23 protein-coding genes are annotated in these 23,915 nt (G+C 66.0%); 16 read left to right on the forward strand and 7 right to left on the reverse strand.

All coding sequences use genetic code 11. The features are described from left to right. Window positions 1-87 precede the first annotated feature (87 nt). The 5 genes from hemB to AB3G45_RS18415 all read left to right on the forward strand — a co-directional run bounded on the left by hemB (window position 88) and on the right by AB3G45_RS18415 (window position 3,722). Window positions 88-1,104: a porphobilinogen synthase gene (gene hemB / locus AB3G45_RS18395; RefSeq protein ID WP_367831906.1), complete on the forward strand. Its 1,017-nt coding sequence runs from the start codon at window positions 88-90 to the stop codon at window positions 1,102-1,104. Between the two features lie 151 nt (window positions 1,105-1,255). Next, a complete protein-coding gene (locus AB3G45_RS18400) occupies window positions 1,256-1,720 on the forward strand; it encodes an RDD family protein (protein ID WP_367831907.1) in 465 nt (154 codons plus the stop codon). Window positions 1,721-1,832: 112 nt separating this feature from the next. Beyond that, window positions 1,833-2,597 carry an arginyltransferase gene (locus tag AB3G45_RS18405; protein WP_367831908.1) on the forward strand — a complete coding sequence of 255 codons (765 nt, stop codon included), beginning with the start codon at window positions 1,833-1,835 and terminating at the stop codon, window positions 2,595-2,597. Between the two features lie 19 nt (window positions 2,598-2,616). Then, window positions 2,617-3,534, forward strand: coding sequence for a DMT family transporter (locus AB3G45_RS18410; protein ID WP_367831909.1), 918 nt, complete (start codon window positions 2,617-2,619; stop codon window positions 3,532-3,534). Window positions 3,535-3,590: 56 nt separating this feature from the next. Next, window positions 3,591-3,722: a hypothetical protein gene (locus AB3G45_RS18415; RefSeq protein WP_367831910.1), complete on the forward strand. Its 132-nt coding sequence runs from the start codon at window positions 3,591-3,593 to the stop codon at window positions 3,720-3,722. A gap of 44 nt (window positions 3,723-3,766) precedes the next feature. Here AB3G45_RS18415 and parC read toward each other — a convergent pair whose 3' ends face one another. Next, on the reverse strand, window positions 3,767-6,019 hold the full coding sequence (gene parC / locus AB3G45_RS18420; protein WP_367831911.1) for a DNA topoisomerase IV subunit A: 2,253 nt from the start codon (window positions 6,017-6,019) through the stop codon (window positions 3,767-3,769). A 208-nt stretch (window positions 6,020-6,227) separates the two neighbouring features. On the opposite strand from parC, the gene AB3G45_RS18425 reads away from it, so the two are divergent. After that, the gene (locus tag AB3G45_RS18425) at window positions 6,228-7,424 is read left to right on the forward strand and encodes a hypothetical protein (protein ID WP_367831912.1); all 1,197 of its coding nucleotides are present in this window, start codon (window positions 6,228-6,230) and stop codon (window positions 7,422-7,424) included. Between the two features lie 64 nt (window positions 7,425-7,488). Here the strand turns inward: AB3G45_RS18425 and creD are convergent, their stop codons facing one another. The 4 genes from creD to AB3G45_RS18445 all read right to left on the reverse strand — a co-directional run bounded on the left by creD (window position 7,489) and on the right by AB3G45_RS18445 (window position 13,988). Continuing rightward, window positions 7,489-8,919: a cell envelope integrity protein CreD gene (gene creD / locus AB3G45_RS18430; protein ID WP_367831913.1), complete on the reverse strand. Its 1,431-nt coding sequence runs from the start codon at window positions 8,917-8,919 to the stop codon at window positions 7,489-7,491. 182 nt (window positions 8,920-9,101) lie between these two features. After that, a complete protein-coding gene (gene aspS, locus AB3G45_RS18435; RefSeq protein WP_367831914.1) occupies window positions 9,102-10,892 on the reverse strand; it encodes an aspartate--tRNA ligase in 1,791 nt (596 codons plus the stop codon). A 309-nt stretch (window positions 10,893-11,201) separates the two neighbouring features. Next, window positions 11,202-11,795 (reverse strand): NUDIX domain-containing protein, encoded by a 594-nt coding sequence (locus AB3G45_RS18440; protein WP_367831915.1) that lies wholly within the window; start codon window positions 11,793-11,795, stop codon window positions 11,202-11,204. Window positions 11,796-11,807: 12 nt separating this feature from the next. After that, window positions 11,808-13,988 carry a molybdopterin-dependent oxidoreductase gene (locus tag AB3G45_RS18445; protein ID WP_367831916.1) on the reverse strand — a complete coding sequence of 727 codons (2,181 nt, stop codon included), beginning with the start codon at window positions 13,986-13,988 and terminating at the stop codon, window positions 11,808-11,810. 44 nt (window positions 13,989-14,032) lie between these two features. Between AB3G45_RS18445 and AB3G45_RS18450 the strand changes: the two genes are divergently transcribed. The 3 genes from AB3G45_RS18450 (at window position 14,033) to AB3G45_RS18460 (ending at window position 16,302) form a co-directional block, all read left to right on the forward strand. Beyond that, window positions 14,033-14,893: a 23S rRNA (adenine(2030)-N(6))-methyltransferase RlmJ gene (locus tag AB3G45_RS18450; protein WP_367831917.1), complete on the forward strand. Its 861-nt coding sequence runs from the start codon at window positions 14,033-14,035 to the stop codon at window positions 14,891-14,893. Window positions 14,894-14,967: 74 nt separating this feature from the next. Continuing rightward, a complete protein-coding gene (locus AB3G45_RS18455) occupies window positions 14,968-15,696 on the forward strand; it encodes a ribonuclease T(2) (protein ID WP_367833620.1) in 729 nt (242 codons plus the stop codon). A 12-nt stretch (window positions 15,697-15,708) separates the two neighbouring features. Then, window positions 15,709-16,302, forward strand: a complete 594-nt coding sequence (locus AB3G45_RS18460) for a glutathione S-transferase family protein (RefSeq protein WP_367833621.1) — start codon at window positions 15,709-15,711, stop codon at window positions 16,300-16,302. Between the two features lie 233 nt (window positions 16,303-16,535). On the opposite strand, the gene AB3G45_RS18465 is transcribed toward AB3G45_RS18460, so the two are convergent. Then, a complete protein-coding gene (locus tag AB3G45_RS18465; RefSeq protein WP_367831918.1) occupies window positions 16,536-17,177 on the reverse strand; it encodes an outer membrane protein in 642 nt (213 codons plus the stop codon). A 358-nt stretch (window positions 17,178-17,535) separates the two neighbouring features. Here AB3G45_RS18465 and AB3G45_RS18470 point away from each other — a divergent pair, with 358 nt between their 5' ends. From AB3G45_RS18470 to AB3G45_RS18490, 5 genes are all read left to right on the forward strand, one after another. Next, the gene (locus AB3G45_RS18470; protein WP_367831919.1) at window positions 17,536-18,300 is read left to right on the forward strand and encodes an SDR family oxidoreductase; all 765 of its coding nucleotides are present in this window, start codon (window positions 17,536-17,538) and stop codon (window positions 18,298-18,300) included. Continuing rightward, entirely contained in the window at window positions 18,297-20,333 is a 2,037-nt protein-coding gene (gene uvrC, locus AB3G45_RS18475; RefSeq protein ID WP_367831920.1) for an excinuclease ABC subunit UvrC, read from the forward strand. Before AB3G45_RS18470 ends, uvrC begins: the two co-directional genes overlap by 4 nt. Window positions 20,334-20,474: 141 nt before the next feature. Next, window positions 20,475-21,059, forward strand: coding sequence for a CDP-diacylglycerol--glycerol-3-phosphate 3-phosphatidyltransferase (gene pgsA / locus AB3G45_RS18480; protein ID WP_367831921.1), 585 nt, complete (start codon window positions 20,475-20,477; stop codon window positions 21,057-21,059). A gap of 1 nt (window position 21,060) precedes the next feature. After that, a complete protein-coding gene (gene moaD, locus AB3G45_RS18485) occupies window positions 21,061-21,315 on the forward strand; it encodes a molybdopterin converting factor subunit 1 (RefSeq protein WP_367831922.1) in 255 nt (84 codons plus the stop codon). A 3-nt stretch (window positions 21,316-21,318) separates the two neighbouring features. Beyond that, entirely contained in the window at window positions 21,319-21,783 is a 465-nt protein-coding gene (locus AB3G45_RS18490) for a molybdenum cofactor biosynthesis protein MoaE (protein WP_367831923.1), read from the forward strand. Window positions 21,784-21,789: 6 nt separating this feature from the next. Here AB3G45_RS18490 and AB3G45_RS18495 read toward each other — a convergent pair whose 3' ends face one another. Next, window positions 21,790-22,686 carry a branched-chain amino acid ABC transporter permease gene (locus AB3G45_RS18495; RefSeq protein ID WP_367831924.1) on the reverse strand — a complete coding sequence of 299 codons (897 nt, stop codon included), beginning with the start codon at window positions 22,684-22,686 and terminating at the stop codon, window positions 21,790-21,792. Between the two features lie 118 nt (window positions 22,687-22,804). Between AB3G45_RS18495 and AB3G45_RS18500 the strand changes: the two genes are divergently transcribed. Together AB3G45_RS18500 and AB3G45_RS18505 are read left to right on the forward strand one after the other, a co-directional pair. Continuing rightward, a complete protein-coding gene (locus tag AB3G45_RS18500; RefSeq protein WP_367831925.1) occupies window positions 22,805-23,359 on the forward strand; it encodes a CGNR zinc finger domain-containing protein in 555 nt (184 codons plus the stop codon). Continuing rightward, complete coding sequence (locus tag AB3G45_RS18505; RefSeq protein ID WP_367831926.1) at window positions 23,356-23,862, forward strand: hypothetical protein; 507 nt, start codon at window positions 23,356-23,358, stop codon at window positions 23,860-23,862. The genes AB3G45_RS18500 and AB3G45_RS18505 overlap by 4 nt, the downstream gene beginning before the upstream one ends. Window positions 23,863-23,915: the final 53 nt, after the last annotated feature.

Consider the following 23,915-nt stretch of genomic DNA (forward strand, 5'->3'; position numbering starts at 1 on the left):
CCGCACGCCCCCGCGCCGCCGGCGATTTGATTGACGCCTGCGGCGTGATAAGGAAGCGGAAAACGGCCCAGGCAAGGAAATGGCATCATGACCGGCAGCAGGAACATCGTCGACGAGATCACCGGCCACCGCCGCATGCGGCGCAACCGGAAGGCCGACTGGACGCGTCGGCTCGTGCAGGAGAACCGCCTGACGGTCGACGACCTCATCTGGCCGGTCTTCGTGGTGCCGGGCGAAAATATCGTCGATCCCGTCGCCGCCATGCCCGGCGTCGACCGCATGAGCATCGACAGATTGGTGGAGGCGGCGAAGGAAGCCGCCGACCTCGGCATTCCCGCCATCGCCACCTTCCCGAACATCGAGATGCATCTTCGCGACGAGACCGGCTCGAACAGCCTTGCGGCCGACAACCTCATCAACGCGGCGACGCGCGCCATCAAGAAGGCGGTGCCCAACATCGGCGTCATCACCGACGTCGCGCTCGATCCCTTCACCAGCCACGGCCATGACGGCGTGCTGCGCGGCGACGTCATCGCCAATGACGAGACGGTCGAGCTTGTGGCGCGCGCGGCCGTCATCCAGGCCGATGCGGGCTCCGACATCATCGCCCCGTCGGAAATGATGGACGGGCGCATCGGCGCGATCCGCCAGGCGCTCGACGCCGCCGGCCACCAGAATGTCGGCGTCATGTCCTACGCCACGAAGTTCGCCTCCGCCTTCTACGGTCCCTACCGCGACGCGATCGGCACCGGCGGCCTCCTGAAGGGCGACAAGAAGACCTATTACATCGACCCGGCCAACGGCACCGAGGCGATCCGCGACGCGGCGCTCGACGTGGAGGAAGGCGCCGACATGCTGATGGTCAAGCCGGGCCTTCCCTATCTCGACATCTGCTGGCGCATGAAGGAGGCCTTCGGCCTACCGGTCTTCGCCTACCAGGTTTCCGGCGAATACAGCCAGATCAAGGCCGCCGCGATGAACGGCTGGATCGACGGCGAGCGCGTCATGCTGGAGAGCCTGCTGGCGTTCAAGCGGGCGGGGTGCGACGGCATCCTGACCTATTTCGCGATGGACGTGGCGCGGCATCTCGCCCGCAAGGGTTGAGGTCGGGGCGCCTCATCCGGCCTGCCGGCCACCTTCTCCCTGTCTGCGGGGAGAGGGGCACGCGCCATATCAGCAAGCCGTGCCCGCACCTGTTGTTTTCCTGCGGAAACCTTCCCATATAAAACGCATGTTCCACCCAGGAGACAGGCAGATGAGCGCTGATTTCAACGAAACGCAGGCTCCGACGACGGACTGGCAAGCCTATCGCGGCGTGCTGTCGCGCCGGATTTTTGCGTTTCTGATCGACTATGCCATCGTCGCCCTGCTCTGGATCCCGGCCGCCGTCGTGGTCTTCTTCCTCGGCATCCTGACGCTCGGTCTCGGATTCTTCCTCTATCCGGCGCTGTTCGCCATCGTCGCCATGCTGTATTTCGGCCTGACGATGGGCGGTCCGGGCCAGGCGAGCGCCGGCTTGAACGTCATGGGCCTCGCCCTTGCCCGCGTGGACGGGCGGCCGGTCGATTTCCTGACGGCGATCGTGCATCTGGTGCTGTTCTGGATCGGCAATGCGCTTTTGACGCCGTTCATCGTGCTCGTCGGCCTCTTCACCGATCGCGGCCGCCTGCTGCACGATCTCCTGCTCGGCACGGTGATGGTTCGCCGCAACCGCTACTGAGGGAACGGACCGATTCCGGCTCGAAGGGTCATGCGCCGGTTGACCTTTTCTCGAACTAGGCCATGGTATTGGCATAGAAGCGTCACACAGCGACGGAGTCGCCGCACGACCGATGAATACGCAGGCAACATCCTCTCCGCAATTCTATCTCACCGCGCCCGCGGCCTGTCCCTATCTGCCGCAGGAGATGGAGAGGAAGGTGTTTACCCATCTGGTGGGCGAGCGCGCGCCGGAACTGAACGATCTCCTGACGCAGGGCGGCTTCCGCCGCTCGCAGAACATCGCCTATCGCCCGGCCTGCGAGACCTGCCGCGCCTGCATCTCCGTGCGCATCCTCGTCGACCAGTTCGAACCGCGCCGCTCCATGCGGCGGGTGCTGGCGGCGAACGCCGATCTCGTCTCGCATGAATACCCGGCCGAACCCTCCAGTGAGCAATATTCCCTCTTCCGCCACTATCTCGACGCCCGCCACCAGAAGGGCGGCATGTCGGACATGTCGGTGCTCGACTATGCGATGATGGTGGAGGACACCCATGTCCACACGAAGATCATCGAATACCGCCTGCGCGAGGAAGGCTCTGGCCTCAAGGAGCGCCCGCAGGGCGAGTTGCTCGCGGTGGCCCTGACCGACCGCATGGGCGACGGCCTGTCGATGGTCTATTCCTTCTACAAGCCGGAGGCGGCGGAGCGCTCCCTCGGCACGTTCATGATCCTCGACCACATCCGCCGCGCGAAGGCGCTCGGCCTGCCGCATGTCTATCTCGGCTATTGGGTCAGGGGATCGCGCAAAATGGACTACAAGACAAAGTTTCTGCCGCAGGAACACCTGATGCCGCGCGGCTGGGAACGCTATAACGACGAGACCAACGCCCCGTAACCACAGATTCGGTCCCGCCGTGCCCCTGACAAGCGATCCCGCCCTTCACCGCAAGGGCCTCATCATCACCGCCATCGGCGGCCTTGCCCTCTCCTTCGACATTCCGCTGATCCGCTCGGCCGACGGCGACGTCTGGTCGATGGTCGCCGTGCGCAACATCTCGGTGTTCGCGGTGGCGATCGCGCTCTGGGCTGGCCTGAATTTCGTCCTGCGTCGCCGGACGGTGCTCGTTCCCGGGCGCATCGGCCTCCTGATCGGCCTCTGCTACGCCATCAACGGGCTGACTTTCATGCTGGCGGTGTTCAACACGACGACGGCCAATGTCGTCTTCATCCTCGCCTTCACCTCGATGTTCGCCGCCGTCCTCTCCTGGATCTTCCTCGGCGAGCGTCCCGCCAACGCCACGCTCCTCACCATGGCCGCCATGGTCGCGGGCGTCCTCCTGATCGTGCATGACGGGCTTTCAAGCGGAAACCTCTTCGGCGACGCGATGGCCGCCTGTTCGGCGCTGCTCCTGGCGATCGCCCTGACGCTGAGCCGCAGGAGCGGCGCAGACATGGGCTTCGTGCCGCTCGTGGCGGCCGCGCTTTCCGGCGTCGTCGCGCTGTTCCTGCTGCCGCCCGGCGGCGTTTCGATCGTCGAGCCAGCCTATATCCTGTTCAACGGCCTCGTGCTCCTTCCCCTCGCCTTCTGGTGCCTGGCGACCGGCCCGCGCTATCTCTCCGCCCCGGAAGTCGGCATGTTCTACCTCGTGGAAACGGTGCTCGCGCCCATCTGGGTCTGGATCGTCTTTTCCGAAACGCCCAGCCGCCAGACCCTCGCCGGCGGCTCCATCCTCATCCTCGCGCTCTTGGCCCATTCGCTCTGGCAGATGCGCGCGAAGGCCCGCGCCGCCAGGGAGGGCGACACGGCGGCGGAGTTTCCGGTCACGGGGTGACGTGTTATGCTCCAGTCGAACTCAACACAGGAGAGCATAGGGTGAAGGAAGCATCCATGGCGCAGAGCGATGAACAGCGCGACAGCCAGCGGCCGCCCGACGACGAGAACACGGCGAGACAATTGGACGCTGCCCGCATAGCCATGGAAAAATACAAAGAGGCGCTCCGGGAACTCGCAAAGCATTGACGACGCGCTTCCTTCGCGACGTCAGCGTCCCGTATTCCCGCTGATCAGCCGCTGAACTTGCCGCTGCGCGGGAAACCCTTCGGCACGGTGCGGCCGGCGCTGCCGCGGTCGGCCAGCCACTCGGCAAGCTCCTCCTTGCTGCGCACGAAATTGCGGCCGGCGCTGTCGTCCCAGGTGAGGCCGTCGGCGATGGCGAAGCAGCGCAGGTCCGAGACGCCGCCGTCCTTGTAGCGCTGCAGGCGCACGCCCTTGCCGCGCGACATTTCCGGCAGTTGCGCCAGCGGGAAGACCAGCATCTTGCGGTTCTCGCCGACGACGGCGACGTGGTCGCCGCGCACCGGCACCACCAGCTTGGCCTCGTCGGGCATGCCGACATTCATCACCTGCTTGCCCTTGCGGGTGTTGGCGACCATCTCGCTCTCGGCCACCACGAAGCCGTTGCCGGCCTGCGAGGCGACGATGACCTTGAGCGCGGGGTCGTGGACGAAGGCCGTCAGCACGTCCTGATCGTTCTCCATGTCCACCATGATGCGCAGCGGCTCGCCGTGGCCGCGCCCGCCCGGCAGCTTGTCGGCGCCGAGCGTATAGACCTTGCCGCCCGTCGTCATGATCAGCACCTTGTCGGTCGTCTGCGCCGGGAAGGCGACCTTCAGCGCGTCGCCCTCCTTGAACGTGAGGCCCGACGTATCGGCGATATGGCCCTTCAGCGCGCGGATCCAGCCCTTCTCCGAGATGACGACGGTGACCGGCTCCTTCTCGATCATCGCCTGCTGGATGGCCTCGACATCGGCCTCGGGCGCGCTGGCGAACTGGGTGCGGCGGCGGCCGATTTCGGTGGCTTTCGCGAATTTCTTGCGGACCTCGCCGATTTCCCAGGCGACGGTCTGCCACTGCTTCTCGTCGGACGCCAGCAGCGCCTCGATCTCCGCCTTCTCCTTCGACAGGTTGTCGAATTCGGTGCGGATCTCGAACTCTTCCAGCTTGCGCAGCGAGCGCAGGCGCATGTTGAGGATCGCCTCGGCCTGCACGTCGGTGAGCGAGAAGGTCTCCATCAGGGAGACCTTCGGCTCGTCCTCCTCGCGGATGATGCGGATCACCTCGTCGAGGTTGAGATAGGCGATGAGGTAGCCGCCGAGGATTTCCAGGCGTCGGTCGATGGCCGCGAGCCGGTGCCGCGAGCGGCGCTGAAGCACCTCGCGCCGGTGGGCAAGCCATTCGACGAGCACGTCCTTCAGGCCCATGACCTTCGGCACGCGCCCCATCGACAGCACGTTCATGTTGAGCGGAATGCGGTTTTCCAGCTCGGAGAGCTTGAACAGCGATTCCATCAGGATCGTCGGGTCGACGGTGCGGCTCTTCGGCACCAGCACGATGCGCACGTCTTCCGCCGATTCGTCCCGGATATCCTCCAGGAGCGGCAGCTTGCGGGCGATGAGCAGTTCGGCGATCTTCTCGATCAGCCGCGACTTCTGCACCTGGTAGGGGATCTCGGTGACGACGATCTGGTAGCCGCCGCGGCCGAGATCCTCCGTCTCCCATTTCGCCCGCACGCGAAAGCCGCCGCGGCCCGTCTTGTAGGCCTCGATGATGCTTTCGCGACCGTCGGTGATGATGCCGCCGGTCGGAAGATCCGGGCCGAGCACGAATTCGGTGAGCTTCTCGACATCCGCCTCGGGATGGCGGATGAGGTGCAGCGCGGCGTCGCACAGTTCATGGACGTTGTGCGAGGGAATGGACGTCGCCATGCCGACGGCGATGCCGGAGGACCCGTTGGCGAGCAGGTTCGGGAAGGCGCCGGGCAGGACGATCGGCTCCTCGTCCTCCTCGTTGTAGGTCAGGCGGAAATCGACGGCGTCCTCGCCGATGCCTTCGAGCAGCAGCGTCGCGACCTCGGTCATGCGCGCTTCGGTGTATCGGTAGGCGGCGGCGTTGTCGCCGTCGATATTGCCGAAGTTCCCCTGCCCGTCGACGATCGGATAGCGCTGCGAGAAGTCCTGCGCCAGGCGCACCAGCGCATCGTAGACGGACTGGTCGCCGTGCGGGTGGAACTTACCGATGACGTCGCCGACGATGCGCGCGCATTTCTTGAAGGAGGAATTGGACCTGAGGCCCATTTCGCTCATCGCGTGGATGATGCGGCGGTGCACCGGCTTCAGGCCGTCGCGCACATCCGGCAGCGCGCGCTGCGTGATGGTCGATAGCGCATAGGCGAGGTAGCGCTCTTCCAGCGCCGCCTTGAGGTCGACCGGCAGGATATTGTCGTCTCCGCCATCGGGCGGCAAAGTGTTCTGTCCCATGGGACTTGACTTAGCGTTCCTGCCGATTCGCGGCAAGGAAACCGGGCGACCGACCTGTGGATAGCGTTCCGAAAGCCGTCCGGGAAATCCATGCGGCGCATGAGATTTCCATGGAAAGTTACGGCGGCCCGAATATAGTCGCCGCACCGCACGTATAGCAGCGGTAACGGCAAGGCAGCCGTCCAAAAATCCAGAAAGAGAGCCTCACATGATGCGCACCTCCCATTTCCGTTCCCTGCTCGCCGGCGCCGCGCTCGCCACCCTGGCAAGCCCCGCTTTCGCGCTCGACGGCGCGGATCTGCTCGCCAAGCTGAACGCCACCTATGCCACGAGCGGCGTGACGGTCAGCTCGTCGAACGTCGCCACCGACGGCTCCACCGTGACGCTGGAAAATGCCGAACTGAAAGCCACCGGCGCAGAGGCCCCGATCAAGCTCGGCACCATCACCATGGATGGCGTGGAGGAAGACGGCGAAGGCGGCTACACCGTCGAGACCGTCTCGTTCCAGGACATCAACGCCACCGAGGCGGAGGCCACGGTTTCGGCCAAGGACATCGCCATCAACGGCGTCACCATTCCCGGCACGGTCGTTCCCGGCACGCTGGAATCGCTGCTGATGTACGAATCGGCCACCGCCGGCCCGGTCTCCGTCACCTCCAAGGGCAAGGAAGTCTTCTCCATGTCCGGCATGGAGGCGAACATCACGCGCATGGACGGCGATGCCGGCCTCGAATTCGACGCCACCCTGTCGGACCTCAAGGCCGACCTGACGAGCGTCGAGGATCCCAAGGCCAAGGACGCGCTCGCCAAGCTCGGCATGAGCTCGCTCGACGGCAAGGTCACCATGTCCGGCAGCTGGGAGCTGGCCAGCGGCAAGCTCGCCGTCGACGAATACACCTTCGACTTCAAGGACGTCGGCAGCCTCAGCCTCTCGCTGGAGTTCTCCGGCTACACGCTCGACTTCCTGAAGGGCATGCAGGAGGCCATCAAGGCCGCCGAAGCCAACCCGAACAAGGAAGAGGCGAACGCCGCCATGGGCATGTCCATGATGGGCCTCGTCCAGCAGCTGACCTTCAACAGCGCCTCCATCTCCTTCGAGGACGCCTCGATCACCAGGAAGCTGCTCGACTACGCCGGCAGCGAACAGGGCGTTTCGGGCGACCAGATGGCGCAGTCGCTGAAGGGCCTCATCCCGATCATGATCGCCCAGCTCAACATGCCCGACCTGCAGAACCAGATCGCCGAAGCCGCCAACGCCTATCTCGACGATCCCAAGAGTATCACGATCAGCGCCGAGCCGAAGGAGCCGGTGCCGTTCCCGATGATCATGGGCGCCGCCATGGGTGCGCCGCAGACCATCCCGCAGGTTCTCGGCGTCACGGTCACGGCCAACAACGAGATGTAAGCCGCCACGCGGCCCATCGCACGCACGGGAAAGGCCCGGGGCAATCGCCCCGGGCCTTCTTCTTTCAGCCGGCCGCGATCGCCTGCGGCACCGGCGCCGACCACTCGACGCGCCGCGTCGCATACATGGTCGCGGCGATGGTGACGAAGGAGATCAGCGCGCCGGCGAGCAGCGCATATTCGTCCTCGCGCAGCACCAGGTACATGACGCCATAGGCCGAGAGCAGCACCGCGCCGAGCGACAGGCCGTTCCTGCGGCTGCCCGTCGCGCTGCCGAGATAGGCGGCAATGAGGAATGTCGTAGCGAGCGAAGCCGCCGCATAGGCGATGGTGAAGCCGGTATGTTCGGCGAGCGCCAGCAGCAGCACGTAGAAGACGATGAGCGCAAGGCCCGTCAGCACGTACTGGATCCAGTGCACCATGCGCCCGCCCTTCAGCTCCACGACGAAGACGGCGAGGAAGACGAGCGAGATGAAGCCGATCGAATATTTTAGCGTACGCGAGATCACCTGGTAGAACTGGACGGGTTCCACGAGGTTGATCGACATCATGCTGCCCGAGAGCGGCAGGGTCGGGCCGGCGGCGACACGGTCGATGCCGCGGGCGAGATAGGGGATCGTCCACCTGGCGGAGAAATCCGTCGCGGTGACGGTCTTCTCCTCCGGCAGGAAGAGGCCCTCGAAGCCCGGATGCGGCCAGTTCGCCCTGGCGGAAAAACTCGTCGTCTGTCCGGCGGGCGCGACGGCGAAGCTGCGCGAGCCGTTGAGCGACAGGGCGATCTCGAAGGCGAAGCCGTTCTCGACGAGCGGGCGCTCGATCGTCCGGTGCACGCCGGCGCTCGTCTGCGGCGAGGCGTAGCCGTCCGTGCCCGTGCTCGCCATCGCGGAGATCTGCCGCATGCCGGGATCGAACGGCCGCGCGGCGCCGTTGTCGATCGCCACGCCCGCATCGGAGCGGATGCCGGTGATGTCGTTGATGTTGAGCACGAGGAACGCCCGGTCGAGTTGCGGCGTGCCGTCGAACTGCGCGAGGTCCTGCAGGATGTTGCCGGCAAAGCGGCCCTTCAGCGTCAGCGCGCCGTTATAGACCGGCAGCGTGTAGATGGAGAGCCTGCGCTCCTCGGCCTTCAGGTTGGCCGTCACGTCGAGCGTTTCCGGCATGACGAGCACCCATTCGGTGACCCGCTCGACGACCGTGCGCGCCTCCAGGACGCGGCTGCGCTCGACCTCGAAGGGCACGGCGAGATAGGGGCCGTTGATCGCCTGCTCGCCGCCCCAGCCATGGGCGATGCGCCGGGAGACATCGGCCGCGCGCTGCGCGCGCTCCTCCGTCAGCCCCCAGACCAGGAGCAGCGGCACCAGCAGCGCCACGGAAATGATGCCGATCATGATGAACTTGACGCCGGGCGAGCGCAGGAACGTGGCAAGGGCGCGCGGCTCGACATTCGGATGGCGCGGGGATGCAGGGACGGGATCGTCCGCTTCGGTGGTTGTCATGAAAAGTCCCTCCAGTCGTGAATCGCCTCTTTCGGGCGCAGCTTCACGCTAGGGGTGCATTTCGACTGATTGCGCGCGGAATTGGGATCGACCGGCGGCGAATTCGCGGCATTGTGGCGTCAGCGCAAAAGGAAAGGGCCGGTGTCTCCACCGGCCCTTCCGCAGGATACAGCCGTTCGGGCTCAGTCCTTCTTCTGCGACGGCACGACGCGCAGCGCGAGTTCGCGAAGCTGCGTCGGGGTGGCCGGCGACGGGGCGTTCATCAGGAGGTCCTGCGCCTGCTGGTTCATCGGGAACAGCGAGATCTCGCGGAGATTCTTCGCGCCGACGAGCAGCATGACCACGCGGTCGACGCCGAAGGCGCAGCCGCCATGCGGCGGGGCACCGTACTGGAAGGCCCGGTAGAGGCCGCCGAAGCGCTCTTCCACGTCGTCCTGCGTAAGGCCGACCTTCTCGAAGGCCTTGACCATCAGTTCGGGCGACTGGTTACGGATCGAGCCCGAGGCGATCTCGAAGCCGTTGCAGACCGCGTCGTACTGGTAGGCCTTGAGTTCCAGCGGATCCTTGCTGTCGAAGGCTTCAAGCCCCCCCTGCGGCATGGAGAAGGGGTTGTGCGCGAAGTCGACCTTCTTCTCCTCCTCGTTCCATTCGTAGAACGGGAAATCGACGATCCAGCACATTTCGAAGCGGTCGCGGTCGACGAGGTTCAGTTCCTCGCCGGCGCGGGTGCGGGCTTCGCCGGCGAACTTGTAGAACTTGGCCGGGTCGCCCGCGACGAAGAAGCAGGCATCGCCGTCATCGAGGCCGAGCTGCGTGCGGATGGCTTCCGTGCGCTCCTCGCCGATGTTCTTGGCAAGGGGACCTGCGCCTTCGAGCTTTTCGCCCTCCTTGCGCCAGAAGATGTAGCCGAGGCCGGGCTGGCCGGTCGACTGCGCCCAGGCGTTCATGCGGTCGCAGAAGGCGCGCGAGCCGCCGGTCTTGGCCGGGATCGCCCAGACCTGGACCTTCGGGTTCGAGGCGATCATGTTCGCGAAGACCTTGAAACCGGAGCCCGCGAAGTGATCGGTGACGGCCTGCATGACGATGGGGTTTCTGAGGTCCGGCTTGTCGGAGCCGTATTTGCGGATCGCCTCGTCATAGGGGATGCGCGGCCATTTCTTCGTGACCGGCTTGCCCTCGGCGAACTCCTCGAAGACCGCCGTCATCATCGGCTCCATGGTCTCCCAGACGTCTTCCTGGGTGACGAAGCTCATCTCGACGTCGAGCTGGTAGAATTCGCCCGGCAGGCGGTCGGCGCGCGGGTCCTCGTCGCGGAAGCACGGCGCGATCTGGAAATAGCGGTCGAAGCCGGCGACCATCAGGAGCTGCTTGTACTGCTGCGGGGCCTGCGGCAGGGCGAAGAACTTTCCTTCATGGATGCGGCTCGGCACGAGGAAGTCGCGCGCGCCTTCCGGCGAGGAGGCGGTGAGGATCGGCGTCGTGTATTCGGCAAAACCCGCCTCGCCCATGCCCTTGCGCATGGCGGAGACGATCTGCGTGCGCTTGACGATGTTCCTGTGCAGCGTCTCGCGGCGCAGGTCGATGAAGCGGTATTTCAGGCGCACGTCTTCCGGGTATTCCGGCTCGCCGAAGACCGGCAGCGGCAGTTCCCTGGCGGCCGAGAGCACTTCGATCTCCTGCGCGTAGAGCTCGATCTCGCCGGTCGGCATGGCCTTGTTGACCGTGTCCTCGGTGCGCGCCTTGACGAGGCCGTCGATGCGGATCACCCACTCGCCGCGCACGGTCTCGGCCTTCTTGAAGGCCGGCGAATCGGGGTCGGCGACGACCTGGGTGATGCCGTAATGGTCGCGCAGGTCGATGAAGAGCACGCCGCCATGATCTCGAACGCGGTGGACCCAGCCGGAAAGACGGACGGTCTGGCCGACGTCGGACTTGCGAAGGGCGGCGCAGGTGTGGCTGCGGTAACGGTGCATCGTGGTATCCTGAAATGCTGATAGGCCGCGCAGGAAGAACCCGGCGCAGCGACCAAGAAAAATCGCGCGGAAAAGCGCATGGCCGGGGCTGTTTGTCAAGGCTTGGGGGGCTTTTGGGCAAGCCGCCGGTTGTCTCCGCCTCTCATCCGGCTGCCGCCACCTTCTCCCCGCAGGCGGAGCGAAGGGGATATGCCGCGCCTTTTTCAACCAGCATCCGTTCGTGGGGCACGTCCCCTCTCCCCGCTTGCGGGGAGAGGGTTAGGGTGAGGGGCTGCGCGCCGTGCCGGTGAACCGATCCACGGCAAGGAATCAGCGAAACTCCGCCCGGTGCAGCATCAGCCATTGCAGCATGACGATCGTCTTGGCGTCCTGGATGCCGCCCGTCGCGATGAGGCCGTAGGCGTCGTCGATCGGCATTTCGACGATCTCGATATCCTCGCCCTCCCCGTCCACGCCGCCGCCCTTGCCGTCGCGGGCCGTGGCGTCGATGCGGGCGACGTAGCAGCCGACGCGCTCGGTCAGCGTGCCGGGGCTGGAATAGAGGTCGAAGAGGTGGCTGACGTCGCGCACGGCATAGCCGGTCTCCTCCATCGCCTCCCGGGCGACGGCCACCTCGGGCGCGTCGTCGTCGAGCAGGCCCGCCGGCACCTCCGTGAGAAAGCCGTCCGGATGGCCGCCGAAGAAGGCGCCGGGGCGGAACTGGCGCACGAGAACGAGCGACTGGCGGGCGGGATCGACCAGCAGCACGCAGGCCGCCGCACCGTGGTCGTGCACCTCGCGGTCGAGCCGCTCGACCCGGCCGTCCGCCCGCCTCTGCTCGACCACGACGGTGCGAAGGTGGATGAACCGCTTCCAGACCGTCTGCTGGTCGACGATGCGGATGGGAGAGGCAGAATCAAGCATCGGGGGACCTCTTCAGACCTTGCGCAGCCAGACGCGGTTGTCGTGGAAGGCGGCGCCGCCATAGGGCGCGATCGGGTCGGCGCCGGTCAGGACATTGATGCCCTCGCCGTCGAGATGGGCGGAATTCGGCCAGATGCCCTCGGCGATCAGGACGCCCGGCTTCACGCCGTCGGTGACCCGGGCATGCAGGCGGATATCGCCGCGGGGATTGCCGAGCCGCACGATATCGCCCTCCGCGATGCCGTTCGCGGCCGCATCCTGCGGATGGATCATCACCTCCGGCCGGCCTTCCCGCTCGCGCGACCCCTTCGTCTCCGTGAAGGTGGAGTTGAGGAAGGTGCGGGCGGGCGACGTGCCGAGGCGGAAAGGATGTTTCTCGTCCGCCACCTCGATGACCGGAACATAGTCCGGGAAGGCCGGCAGGTCCTCATGCGGGCCGAAGGCGCCGAGCACCTTGGGCGGCTTGTTTGGGGCCGGCGTGTTCGTCCAGTCCGGCCGGAAGCGGAACTTCCCGTCGGGAAAGCCAAAACCCCTGGAAAAATGCGCGGTCTCGAAATCCGGCTGGCAGTCGATCCACTTCTCCTCCTTCAGGCCGTCGAAATCGAGATCGTAATAGGGCAGCATGCGCGTGATGTGCTCCTGCGCGGAGAGCCCGAAGCCCGGCATGTCGCCGACGCCGAGGCGCCGTGCCAGTTCCTCGATGACGAAGAGGTTGCTGCGCACCGTCGCGGGCGGCTCGACGAGCTTGGGGCCGAGCAGGATGTGCTGGTGGCCGCCGCCGCGATAGATATCGTCATGCTCGACGAACATGGTGGCCGGCAGCACGATATCGGCGAGTTTCGCCGTATCGGTCATGAAATGCTCGTGCACGGCGACGAAGAGGTCGTCGCGCAGGAACCCCTGCTTCACCAGGCGCTGCTCGGGCGCGACATTGGCCGGATTGGTGTTCTGGATCAGCATGGCGGTGACCGGGCCGCGCCCGCGCAGCGCGACGGCATCGCCCGTGAGGATGCGGCCGATCTGCGACTGGTCGAGCGTGCGGATATCGGGATCGACGAGCTTCATGCCCATCACTTCGCCCCTGCGCAGGCGGAAGATGCCGGAATTGCTGTGGAACGCCCCGCCGCCCTCATATTGCCAGGAGCCGAGCACGGTGGGTATGGAGAGCGCCGCATGCATGGAGACGGCGCCGTTGCGGCTGCGGGTAAAGCCGTAGCCGAGGCGGAAGAAGCTTTTTTGCGTGCGCCCGACGAGGGCGGCGAAAGCCTCGATCTCCTCGACCGCAAGGCCGGTGATCGCCGCCGCCCATGCGGGATCTCGGCTCGCAAGATGCGCTTCGAGGCCGGCCGGATCGTCGGCGAATTTCGCCATATAGGCGCGGTCGGCATAGCCGTCGCGGAAGGCGACGTGCATGACGGCGCAGGCGAGCGCCGCATCTGTGCCCGGCCGCAGCTTCAGCGCGAGGTCGGCCTGCTTCATCGTCGGGTTGTCGTAGATGTCGACGACGACGATCTTCGCCCCGCGCTCCTTGCGCGCCTTGACCGCATGGGTCATCACGTTGACCTGCGTGGAGACGGCGTTGGTGCCCCAGATCACCACGCAATCCGATTTCGCCATCTCGCGCGGATCGGGCCCGCGCAAAGTGCCGGCGCCCATGGAAAAGCCGGTCCAGGCCGGATTGGTGCAGATGGAATCGAAGAAACCGGAATAGCGCTTCGCGTGGCGCAGGCGCTCGATGGAATCGCGCTGCACGAGGCCCATCGTGCCGGCATAGAAATAGGGCCAGACCGCCTCGCTGCCATGGGCCTGCTCGGCCCTGACGAAGTTCTCCGCGATGGCATCGAGCGCGGCCTCCCAGGAGATGTCGGCCCATTCGCCGCCGCCCTTGTCGCCCTTGCGCACCAGCGGCTTCATCAGCCGGTCGGGGTGGTAGAGGCGGTCGGCATAGCGGGCGACCTTGGCGCAGATGACGCCGGCGGTATAGCTGTTGTCCGCGCTGCCCTTGACGCGGCCGATGCGCCCGTCCGCGCTGATCTCGACATCGAGGGCGCAGGTGGAGGGACAGTCGTGCGGACAGGCCGAATGGCCGATGCGCGGTTTTCCGAGATGGGGGGTCGCAACGTTCATGGCTTTTCTATATTGCAGAGTACGAAGTGCCAAAAGGCAAATCATTCTACCATTGCAACAATTCATCGTCGCATCAGCGCGGATGATCGTGGGCGTCGCCGGGGCCTGAAATGAACTACCGCCACATCTACCATGCCGGCAATTTCGCGGATGTGCTGAAACATGCCGTGCTCGCCCGCCTCATCCTCTACATGCAGGGCAAGGACAAGGCCTTTCGCGTGCTCGACACCCATGCGGGCATCGGGCTCTACGACCTCTCCAGCGAGGAAGCGCAGAAGACCGGCGAATGGCGGGACGGCATCGGCCGGCTCCTTGCCGGCGACATGCCGGCGGCGGTGGCCGACATCCTCGCACCCTACCTGAAAGCCGTCCAGGACCTCAATCCGCAGGGCGGGCTGACCTGGTATCCGGGCTCGCCGAAACTCGCGCGCCTGCTGTTCCGCCCGCAGGACCGGCTGTCCGCCATGGAACTGCACCCGGACGACTACGAGACGCTGCACCGCGTGTTCGACGGCGATTTCCAGAGCCGCATCACAAGGCTCGACGGCTGGCTGTCGCTCGGCGCGCACCTGCCGCCGAAGGAGAAGCGCGGCATCGTGCTGGTCGATCCGCCCTTCGAGATCGAGGGCGAGTACGAACGGCTGGTCGACGGGCTGGAAAAGGCCGTGCGCCGCTTTGCCGGCGGGGTCTACTGCCTGTGGTATCCCTTGAAGAAGAACGCCCCCGTCGCCGCCTTCCACAAGGCGCTGAAGGAGACGGGCATTGCGAAAATGCTTTGCGCCGAGCTTACCGTGAGGAGCGACCGGGAGACGACGGGCCTGACGGGCTCCGGCCTCATCGTCGTCAACCCGCCCTATACGCTGAAGCAGGAACTCGACGTCCTCTTGCCCTTCCTCAAGGAGCGGCTGGCGCAGGATCGCTTCGCTTCGGCCCGCGCCTTCTGGATCGCCGGGGAGACGAAGGCCTCTTGACCTTTGCCGCCCGGCGGCAACAATCGCGCGCCGAACTGGAAAACCTCGATGACGCCATTTCGTGCCGCCCGCCCATGAGCCTGCTACCCCGCATTCCCCTCGCCCGCCCGCTCTTCCTGCTGCTCGCCGGCCTGGCGCTGCCTGCCGGTTGCAGCGAGGAGAAGCCGGCCGACAAGCCGAAGACGGAGACGAGCCGCAAGGCGCCGGAGCGGCGCGCGGCGGTGCCGCTCGGCAAGGGGTTCGACTTCTACGTCCTGTCGCTCTCCTGGTCGCCGACCTGGTGCGCCGGCAACGATGCCGGCGGCCGGACGCAGCAATGCCGGCGCGGCGAGGACAACGGCTTCATCGTGCACGGGCTGTGGCCGCAGAACGAGCGCGGCCATCCGGAATTCTGCCCGACGCGCCAGCCGGACCGCGTGCCGGAGAGCCTCGGCCACACCGTGCTCGACATCATCCCCTCCATGGGCCTGATCGGCCATCAGTGGCGCAAGCACGGCTCCTGCTCGGGCCTCGGCCAGAAGGACTATTTCGCCGTCACCCGCGCCGCCTTCGAGCGCGTCTACATTCCCGCCGCCCTCACGCCGCAGCGCGGCGGCAGCCGGCTTTCTCCCGATGCTGTGGAGGCAGCCTTCATCGCCGCCAATCCCGGCCTCGACCGCAAGGGCATCGCCGTCACCTGCGAGGGCGGACGGCTGGAGGAAGTTCGCATCTGCATGACGGCCGACCTTTCCTTCCGCACCTGCCCTGCCGTCGACCGTGCCGGCTGCCGGGCCAACTCCATCGACCAACCGCCCATTCGCTAGAACAGGATGCCGCTGATGAAGATCTTCTATTCGAGTGCCTCGCCCTATTCCACCAAGGTGCGCATGGCCGCGCATTTCGCCGGCCTTGCCGCGCAGTCGGTGGCGACCGATACCAATGCCGACCCGGCGGAACTCTTGGCCGCCAATCCGCTCGGCAAGATCCCGACGCTTCTGACGGACGACGGCCTTGCCGTCTTCGACAGCCGCGCGATCATGAACTATATCGACCGCCAGACGCGCGGCTCGCTCTACCCGCGCAATGCGGCCAAGCGCACGGAGGTGGACGTGCTGGAGGCGACGGCCGACGGCATCTGCGACAGCCTGCTCGCCATCGTCTACGAGCGCCGCCTGCGGCCGGAGGAGAAGATCCACCAGCCGTGGATCGACCGCCAGTGGGAAAAGGCTGAGCGCGCGCTCGATCACCTGGAAGCCAACATGCCGCGCCTCGGCAAGAAGCCGAATGCCGGCCATTTCGCGCTGGCCGCCATGCTGCGCTACATCGAATTGCGCTTTGCCGGCAAATGGCAGCGCGGCCGGCCGAAGCTGAAGCGCTTCCTTTCGCGCTTCGAGGCGGTTTTCCCGGATTACGCGCAGTTCAAGGATTGAGGGTCCAACCGCAGGAATGCCCCTCATCCGCCTGCCGGCACCTTCTCCCCGCAAGCGGGGCGAAGGGCTTATGCCGCGCCCTTTTCCTCAATCACGACCCGTTCGTGGGGCAAGTCCCCTCTCCCCGCTTGCGGGTAGAGGGTCAGGGTAAGGGGCAACCTTCAAAAGACAAGTCGACAAACAAAAAGGCCGGGCTTTCGCCCGGCCTTTCCGCATTTCCAAAGCCGTTCGGCTTAGAACTTCACGCCGAGACCGACGCGGACGCTGTGGTCTTCGAAGCCGGACTTCACCTTGGTGCCGCCGAGGTCGAAGCTCTTCTTCTGGTAGTCGCTGTAGCGGTATTCGATACGCGCCGTGACGTTGTTGGTCACGAAGGCTTCGGCACCGGCACCGGCGGTCCAGCCGACCATGTTGCGGTCGTCCTTGCCGGCGGCGTTCTTCATCTCGACATTGGTGCCGGCGATGCCGGCCGTGCCGTAGACGAGGACCGGGTTCAGGTCGACGCCGACGCGGCCGCGGATCGAGCCGTTGACGCCCTGCTTGCCCTTCAGGCCGTTGCGCTCGGCATCGACGCCCGAATAGTTGAGGTCCGCTTCGCCGCCGTAGACGATCTGGCCGCTCTGCATGTTGTAGCCGCCGTAGACGCCGCCGCCGAGGCCGTTCGCCTTGGCATCGCCCTGGCGGTTGAAGTCGCCGCGCTGCCAGCTTGCCGTACCACCGGCATAGGCACCGGCCCAGTTGCCGCTGGCGACCGGCTCGGAATATTCGGCGGCCGGAGCCTGCGGGATTTCGTCGATGGCGTCAGCAGCGTGAGCGGCCTGGAAAGCGACCAGGGAAACGGTCGAAGCGACGAGGGTGGCGATGAGTGTACGCATGATATTCTCCTTTACTGAACGACGCCCTCTGTGGGAGGCGATCGGGCATCGTCATTTCCAATTCAGTCCCGCCCGGTTGAGCGGAAATTGAATAAAGATTGAGGAATTGAAAGAGCCAAAATGTGAAATGATTGTGGCAGCGACACGGCGCAAATTAGATGTGACTTTTGCGCACCAGGAGATTTGTTAACCATAAAATCAATAAGTACAAAAATCGGTAAAATATACTTCAAATTACTTTGAAGGTGCTTTTCCGGTTAATTTTTCCGCAACCAATTGTCAGGGGGGAGTTTAAGCCTGCGCCGGGATGTCTATATCTTGGTCCGGTTAAACAAATGAATCGGCAGGATGGATTTTCGTGAACAAGCCCCTCAGGACGGCCCTCGTGACGGGCGGCGCGAAACGCATCGGCAAGGCCATCGTCGAAGACCTCATCGCGAACGGTTTTTCCGTCGCCATCCACGCCAACACATCCCTGGAAGACGCCGAGGCGATGGCCCGCGCCTTCAATGCCGGCGGCAGACGGGCCGTCGCCCTGCGATGCGACCTTGCCGACGGCGCCGCGACGGGCCGGCTGATCGACGCGGCGGCGGACGCGCTCGGGCCCATCGACCTCCTCGTCAACAACGCCTCGCTCTTCAAGCCCGACACGGCGGAGGCCTTCGACGACGCGCTGTGGGACCGGCATTTCGCCGTGCATGTGAAGGCGCCGTCGATCCTCGCGCGCGATTTCGTGCGCCAACTCCCGCAGGACGTCGCAGGCTCGATCGTCAATATCATCGACCAGCGCGTCTGGAACCCGACGCCGCGCTACTATTCCTACACGATCTCCAAATCGGCGCTGTGGATGGCGACCCGCACCATGGCGCAGAGCTTTGCGCCGCGCGTGCGCGTCAACGCCATCGGCCCCGGCCCGTCGCTGCCGAACGAGCGGCAGGACGATGCCGCCTTCCAGGCGCAGGTGGAGGGCCTGATCCTGCGTCGCGGGCCTGGTCTCGACGAATTCGGCCGCACAGTTCGCTTTTTGTTCGACACGCCCTCCATTACGGGGCAAATGATAGCGCTCGACGGCGGGCAGCATCTCGCCTGGGAAACACCCGATGTCGGGGGAATATCGGAATGAACGGCCGGAAGGTGGAGGATGGCGGCATCCTCTATGACGAGAACGAGACGGACGACGAGGACGAGCTGCAGGAAGCCCCCGCGGCGACCGCCGCCGTCACGCCCGGCATAGACTGGAACGAAGGCGGCGGCGCGCCCGAGGGCGTTTTGGGCGCAGAGCTGATCCAGCTCTTCGTCAAGCGCCTGCCGAACAGCCCGGGCGTCTACCGCATGTTCAACGCGGCCGGCGACGTGCTCTATGTCGGCAAGGCGCGCAGCCTCAAGAAGCGCGTGACGAACTACGCGCAGGGCCGCGGCCATTCCAACCGCATCGCGCAGATGATCCGCCAGACGGCGAACATGGAGTTCGTCACCACGCGCACCGAGACCGAGGCGCTGCTGCTGGAGGCGAACCTCATCAAGCGGCTGCGCCCGCGCTTCAACGTGCTCCTGCGCGACGACAAGTCCTTTCCCTACATCCTCGTGACCGGCGACACGCGCGCGCCGGCGATCTTCAAGCATCGCGGCGCGCGCAGCCGCAAGGGCGATTATTTCGGCCCCTTCGCCTCGGCCGGCGCGGTGGGGCGCACGATCAACTCGCTGCAGCGCGCCTTCCTGTTGCGCACCTGCACCGACAGCGTCTTCGAGACGCGCACCCGGCCGTGCCTGCTCTACCAGATCAAGCGCTGTTCCGCCCCCTGCACCCATGAGATCAGCGATGCCGATTATGCGGACCTGGTGCAGGAGGCGAAGGATTTCCTTTCCGGCAAAAGCCAGAAGGTGAAGGCGCACATGGCCGCCGCCATGAACGAGGCGGCGGAAGACCTCGATTTCGAGCGCGCCGCCGTCTATCGCGACCGGCTGGCCGCGCTCAGCCACGTCCAGAGCCACCAGGGCATCAACCCGGCCGGCGTGGAAGAGGCCGACATCTTCGCCATCCACCACGAGGGCGGCGTCTCCTGCATCCAGGTCTTCTTTTTCCGCACCGGGCAGAACTGGGGCAACCGCGCCTATTTCCCCAGGGCCGACCCGCAGCTTTCGGGCGCGGAGGTGCTGAACGCCTTCCTCGCCCAGTTCTACGACGACAAGCCCTGTCCGCGGCAGATCCTGCTTTCGGAGGCCGTCGAGGAGATGGACCTGCTCGGCCAGGCGCTCTCCGAGCGCTCGAACTACAAGGTCGCCATTTCCGTGCCGCAGCGCGGCGAGAAGAAGGACCTCGTCGACCATGTGGTGGCCAACGCGCGCGAGGCGCATGGCCGCAAGCTGGCGGAAACCGCTTCGCAATCGCGCCTGCTGGAGGGCTTGGCCGCCACCTTCAAGCTGCCCACCGTGCCGCGCCGCATAGAGATCTACGACAACTCGCACATCATGGGCACCAATGCCGTCGGCGGCATGGTGGTGGCGGGGCCGGAAGGCTTCGTGAAGGGGCAGTACCGCAAGTTCAACATCAAATCGACCGAGATCACGCCCGGCGACGACTTCGGCATGATGAAGGAAGTGATGACAAGGCGCTTCGCGCGCCTCATCAAGGAAGAGGGCCTGCCGGACCGCAGCGCCGACCCGGGCACGGACGCGGCGGACCTGCCCTTCCCCGCCTGGCCCGACGTCATCCTCATCGACGGCGGCCAGGGCCAGATGACGGCGGTGCGCGCCATCCTGGAGGAACTCGGCATCACCGACCAGGTCATCGCCATCGGCGTCGCCAAGGGCGCCGACCGCGAGGCCGGGCGCGAACGCTTCTTCATGAGGGGCCTTGCGGATTTCTCCCTGCCGCCGCGCGACCCCGTGCTCTATTTCGTGCAGCGCCTGCGCGACGAGGCGCACCGCTTCGCCATTGGCTCGCACCGGGCGCGGCGCAAGAAGGAGATGGTGAAGAACCCGCTCGACGAGATCGCCGGCGTCGGCCCGACGCGCAAGCGCGCCCTGCTGCAGCATTTCGGCACCGCCAAGGCCGTGTCCCGCGCGGCGATGGCCGACCTGATGGCGGTCGCCGGCATTTCGGAAAGCGTCGCGCGCATCGTCTACAACCACTTCCACGACGACGCGGCCGGATAGCCGGTCCCGCGCGGAATGCCGCAAATGGCTGCGACATTCCCCCGCGCTCCGTAAATTCGCCAAGAATTGCCGGAAACAAAGGTTGACGGCGCTGTCACAAAGACCTCATCTACCCGCAAACCTGTCGAGATCGAAGAATCCATGGCTTCCCGCGCATACAGCATCCCGAACCTCCTCACCTACGCCCGCATCGTGGCCGTACCCCTGATCGTGCTCTGCTTCTTCGTCGAGGGGCGGCTGGAATCGTCGGACTTCGCGCGCTGGGCGGCCTTCTGGCTGTTCGTGGTCGCCTCGATCACCGACTATCTCGACGGCTATCTCGCCCGCATCTGGAACCAGACGTCGAATATCGGCCGCATGCTGGATCCGATCGCCGACAAGCTGCTGGTCGCCTCCGTACTGCTGCTGATGGCCGCCGACGGCACCATCGCCGGCTGGGCGATCTGGGCCGCGATCATCATCCTGTGCCGCGAGATCCTCGTCTCGGGCCTGCGCGAATATCTCGCCGACCTCAAGGTCTCCGTGCCCGTCACGCGCATCGCCAAGTGGAAGACGGCGCTCCAGATGTTCGCCATCGCCTTCCTGCTGGCCGGCCCCGCCGGCGACAAGGTGCTGCCCTATACGACCGAGATCGGCATCACCCTGCTCTGGGCCGCCGCGCTCATCACCATGTATACCGGCTACGACTATTTCCGCGTCGGCCTGAAGCATATCGTGGACGAGTGAGATGACGAGGCTCGTCTATTTCGCCTGGGTGCGCGAACGGATCGGCAAGGGCGAGGAAGAGATCGAGCTGCCCGCCTCCGTCACGACCGGCGGCGACCTCCTCGCTTATCTCAAGACGCGCGGCGAGGACTATGCCCACGCGCTGGAGCACGAGAAGGTCATCCGCATCGCGATCGACCAGGAGCATGTCGAGCACGACGAGCCCATCCTCGGCGCGCGCGAGATCGCCCTCTTCCCGCCGATGACGGGGGGCTGAGCGGTGACCGGCGCCCCGGTCGTCGTGCGCGTCCAGACGGACGATTTCGATGCGGCCGCGGAGGCTGCCCGCCTTGCCGCCGGCCGGCGCGATGCCGGCGCCGTCGTCACCTTCACCGGCCTTTGCCGCGACGAGGGCGGCAGGCTCTCCGCGCTGGAACTCGAACATTATCCCGGCATGGCCGAGGCCGAGATCGGCCGCATCTGCCGGAAGGCGGTGGAGCGCTTCTCGCTTCTCGGCATCGCCGCCATCCACCGGGTCGGCAGGATCGCGCCGGGCGAGAACATCGTGCTCGTCGTCGCGCTGGCTCCGCATCGCCACGCCGCCTTCGACGGCGCGTCCTTCGTCATGGATTTCTTGAAGACCTCCGCTCCCTTCTGGAAGAAGGAGCATTTCGCCGACGGTCGCGAGGGCGACTGGGTGGACGCCAAGGAGAGCGACGACCGGGCGCGGGAGGCGTGGTCGTAGCGCCCGCTACGGCACCGGCCGCTCGCGCCGGAAGATCACCAGCAGCAGCACCAGCGCGGAAAAGATCACGAGATCCCGCCACAGGAAATCGCCATAGGCGCTCCACAGCGTTTCGGCGAGGCCCATGGCCGCGCCGCCGAGGGCCGAGAGGAGCGGCGTGCCGGCCCCGCCGATGGCGGCGATGAACAGCACCTTCACCCCGAAGGCGAGGCCGCCGCCGAAATCCATATTGCCGTAGTAGGAGACGGCGAGGATGCCGGTGAGGCTGGCGATCAGGGCCGCGAGCGCATAGGCCGAGAGATAGACGCCCGCCGCATCGACGCCGCAAAGCTCCGCCGCCTGCCGGTCCTCGGAGACCGCCCGCCAGCGCCGGCCCCAGGCCGAGCGGGCGAGGAAGACGTGGCCGGCAAGGACGATGGCCGCCATGGCGAGGGTGTTCGCCAGTTGCAGCACCGTCAGCGCGACGGGAAAGGCGGGATCGCCCCACAGGACGACCGGCGCGTTGAGGAAAGGCGGCAGCCAGAGGCTGCGCGTGTCCGAGGCGAGCCGCGCCGTCTCCATCAGCACCAGCACGACGCCGAGCGCGGCGACCACCACCGTATTGTCCGAGGAAAAGGCGAGCGGGCGCATGACATGGCGCCCGACGACGAGCCCGGCCCCGACGCCGTAGAGCAGCGCGACAGTCGCGCCGAAGCCGAGAGCGGCAGGCAGAACCAGCCAGAGCCGGTCCCAGCCGTAGCCGGAGAACAAGACGAACATCTGCGCGGCGAAGGCGAAGAGCGCGCCATAGCCGATATCCGCCCGGCGCGTCACGGCAAAGGCGATCGCATAGCCGAAGGCGAGCGCCGCATAGAGCGCGGCGACCGGTGCGGCATTGGCGATCTGCTGGAGGAAATAGGCCATCCCGGCTCCGGGCTCTTCCGCTTCGTCACATCGGCTTCCCGGAAAACGGCGGCCGGCCGTTCTGGAGGAGCGCGCAAATTATAACTGGTAAAAATGCTTTTACCAGTTAGAATATCGCATGACCTTCTCCTGGACCCCGCATCGTTTCTCCGGCGGCGCGCTCGCCCTCGACGTCGCCAATTCCGTCGTGCTGCGCGGCGATCCGGAACGGCGGATCGACCGTTTCGCCGATCCCGCCACCATGGACGCCTTTTCCGCCGGAGCGGACCGGCACGGGGCGGAACGCGCGCTCTTCGGCCCGCTCGAAAGGGTCACCGGGGAGGCGCGCGCCGGGCTCGTTTCGCTGCGCGAGGCGATCGACCGGCATTTCCGCGCCGAGGTGCTGGGGCATGGGACGCCGGCGCTGCTTGCCGACCTGCTGGAGGCGATCGCCGCGACGCTGCGCCGCTCCGGCACCCGGCCGCGGGCGCTCGACAGCGCGACGGCGCGCTCCGCGCTGCTGCTGCTGGCGCACCCGGAGCCGGAACGGCTGAAGATCTGCCCGAACTGCCACTGGCTCTTCCTCGACCGCAGCCGCAACCGTTCGCGCGCCTGGTGCGACATGGCCGTCTGCGGCAACCGGGCGAAGGCCAGCCGCCATTACCACCGCAACCGCGAGGAGAAAGCGCTATGAGAAAATCCTGGTTGATGCTGCTGCCGCTCCTGCTTGTCCTTGCCGCCTGCCAGCGCGAGACGGGAACCGATCCGCTGACGCTGACGGGCAAGATGTTCGTCTTCAACTACCGCCTCGCCTATGCCACCTACATGGTCACGCTCGACCGTACCGAACCCGTGCCGGAAGGCTCCGTGGTGCGGGCCGAGTTCGAGAACCCGGCGGGCGGCGCGCCGCTGACGCTGGAGCGCAGGCTATTCGCCAACCTCACCCGCGTCGCGCTGGAGAGCCCGGATATTTCCTGCGTGAAGAAGGGCGTGCCCTACAAGGTGTCGATCCGGGTGGTCGGGCCTGACGGCGCCGTGCTGCAAAGCCTGGAAACCCAGGTCACCTCCAGTGCCGACCAGAGCATCCTGCCGGCAAAGGCCCTCGTCGTCGGCCCCGGCTACGACCGGAACCCGGAGGTGTTCAAGGATGGCAAGGCGCCCGCGCATTTCGAAACGGCGACGTGCCCCGCCGGCTGACGAATATTCGCCGGGTTTCGTGCGTTCCCTTCGAAGGTGCTTCTTCAAGGATC

It is taken from the genome of Shinella sp. S4-D37 (assembly GCF_040812195.1).
GTDB lineage: Bacteria > Pseudomonadota > Alphaproteobacteria > Rhizobiales > Rhizobiaceae > Shinella.

Coding starts and splice junctions, on each gene's coding strand:
- AB3G45_RS18500 (WP_367831925.1), top strand. CDS start 22,805: ATGACCTTCTCCTGGACCCCGCATCGTTTCTCCGGCGGCGCGCTCGCC.
- AB3G45_RS18425 (WP_367831912.1), top strand. CDS start 6,228: ATGATGCGCACCTCCCATTTCCGTTCCCTGCTCGCCGGCGCCGCGCTC.
- aspS (WP_367831914.1), bottom strand. CDS start 10,892: ATGCACCGTTACCGCAGCCACACCTGCGCCGCCCTTCGCAAGTCCGAC.
- AB3G45_RS18450 (WP_367831917.1), top strand. CDS start 14,033: ATGAACTACCGCCACATCTACCATGCCGGCAATTTCGCGGATGTGCTG.
- AB3G45_RS18455 (WP_367833620.1), top strand. CDS start 14,968: ATGAGCCTGCTACCCCGCATTCCCCTCGCCCGCCCGCTCTTCCTGCTG.
- AB3G45_RS18495 (WP_367831924.1), bottom strand. CDS start 22,686: ATGGCCTATTTCCTCCAGCAGATCGCCAATGCCGCACCGGTCGCCGCG.
- moaD (WP_367831922.1), top strand. CDS start 21,061: ATGACGAGGCTCGTCTATTTCGCCTGGGTGCGCGAACGGATCGGCAAG.
- AB3G45_RS18445 (WP_367831916.1), bottom strand. CDS start 13,988: ATGAATTGTTGCAATGGTAGAATGATTTGCCTTTTGGCACTTCGTACT.
- hemB (WP_367831906.1), top strand. CDS start 88: ATGACCGGCAGCAGGAACATCGTCGACGAGATCACCGGCCACCGCCGC.
- AB3G45_RS18505 (WP_367831926.1), top strand. CDS start 23,356: ATGAGAAAATCCTGGTTGATGCTGCTGCCGCTCCTGCTTGTCCTTGCC.
- uvrC (WP_367831920.1), top strand. CDS start 18,297: ATGAACGGCCGGAAGGTGGAGGATGGCGGCATCCTCTATGACGAGAAC.
- pgsA (WP_367831921.1), top strand. CDS start 20,475: ATGGCTTCCCGCGCATACAGCATCCCGAACCTCCTCACCTACGCCCGC.
- AB3G45_RS18405 (WP_367831908.1), top strand. CDS start 1,833: ATGAATACGCAGGCAACATCCTCTCCGCAATTCTATCTCACCGCGCCC.
- AB3G45_RS18400 (WP_367831907.1), top strand. CDS start 1,256: ATGAGCGCTGATTTCAACGAAACGCAGGCTCCGACGACGGACTGGCAA.
- creD (WP_367831913.1), bottom strand. CDS start 8,919: ATGACAACCACCGAAGCGGACGATCCCGTCCCTGCATCCCCGCGCCAT.
- AB3G45_RS18415 (WP_367831910.1), top strand. CDS start 3,591: ATGGCGCAGAGCGATGAACAGCGCGACAGCCAGCGGCCGCCCGACGAC.
- AB3G45_RS18465 (WP_367831918.1), bottom strand. CDS start 17,177: ATGCGTACACTCATCGCCACCCTCGTCGCTTCGACCGTTTCCCTGGTC.
- parC (WP_367831911.1), bottom strand. CDS start 6,019: ATGGGACAGAACACTTTGCCGCCCGATGGCGGAGACGACAATATCCTG.
- AB3G45_RS18440 (WP_367831915.1), bottom strand. CDS start 11,795: ATGCTTGATTCTGCCTCTCCCATCCGCATCGTCGACCAGCAGACGGTC.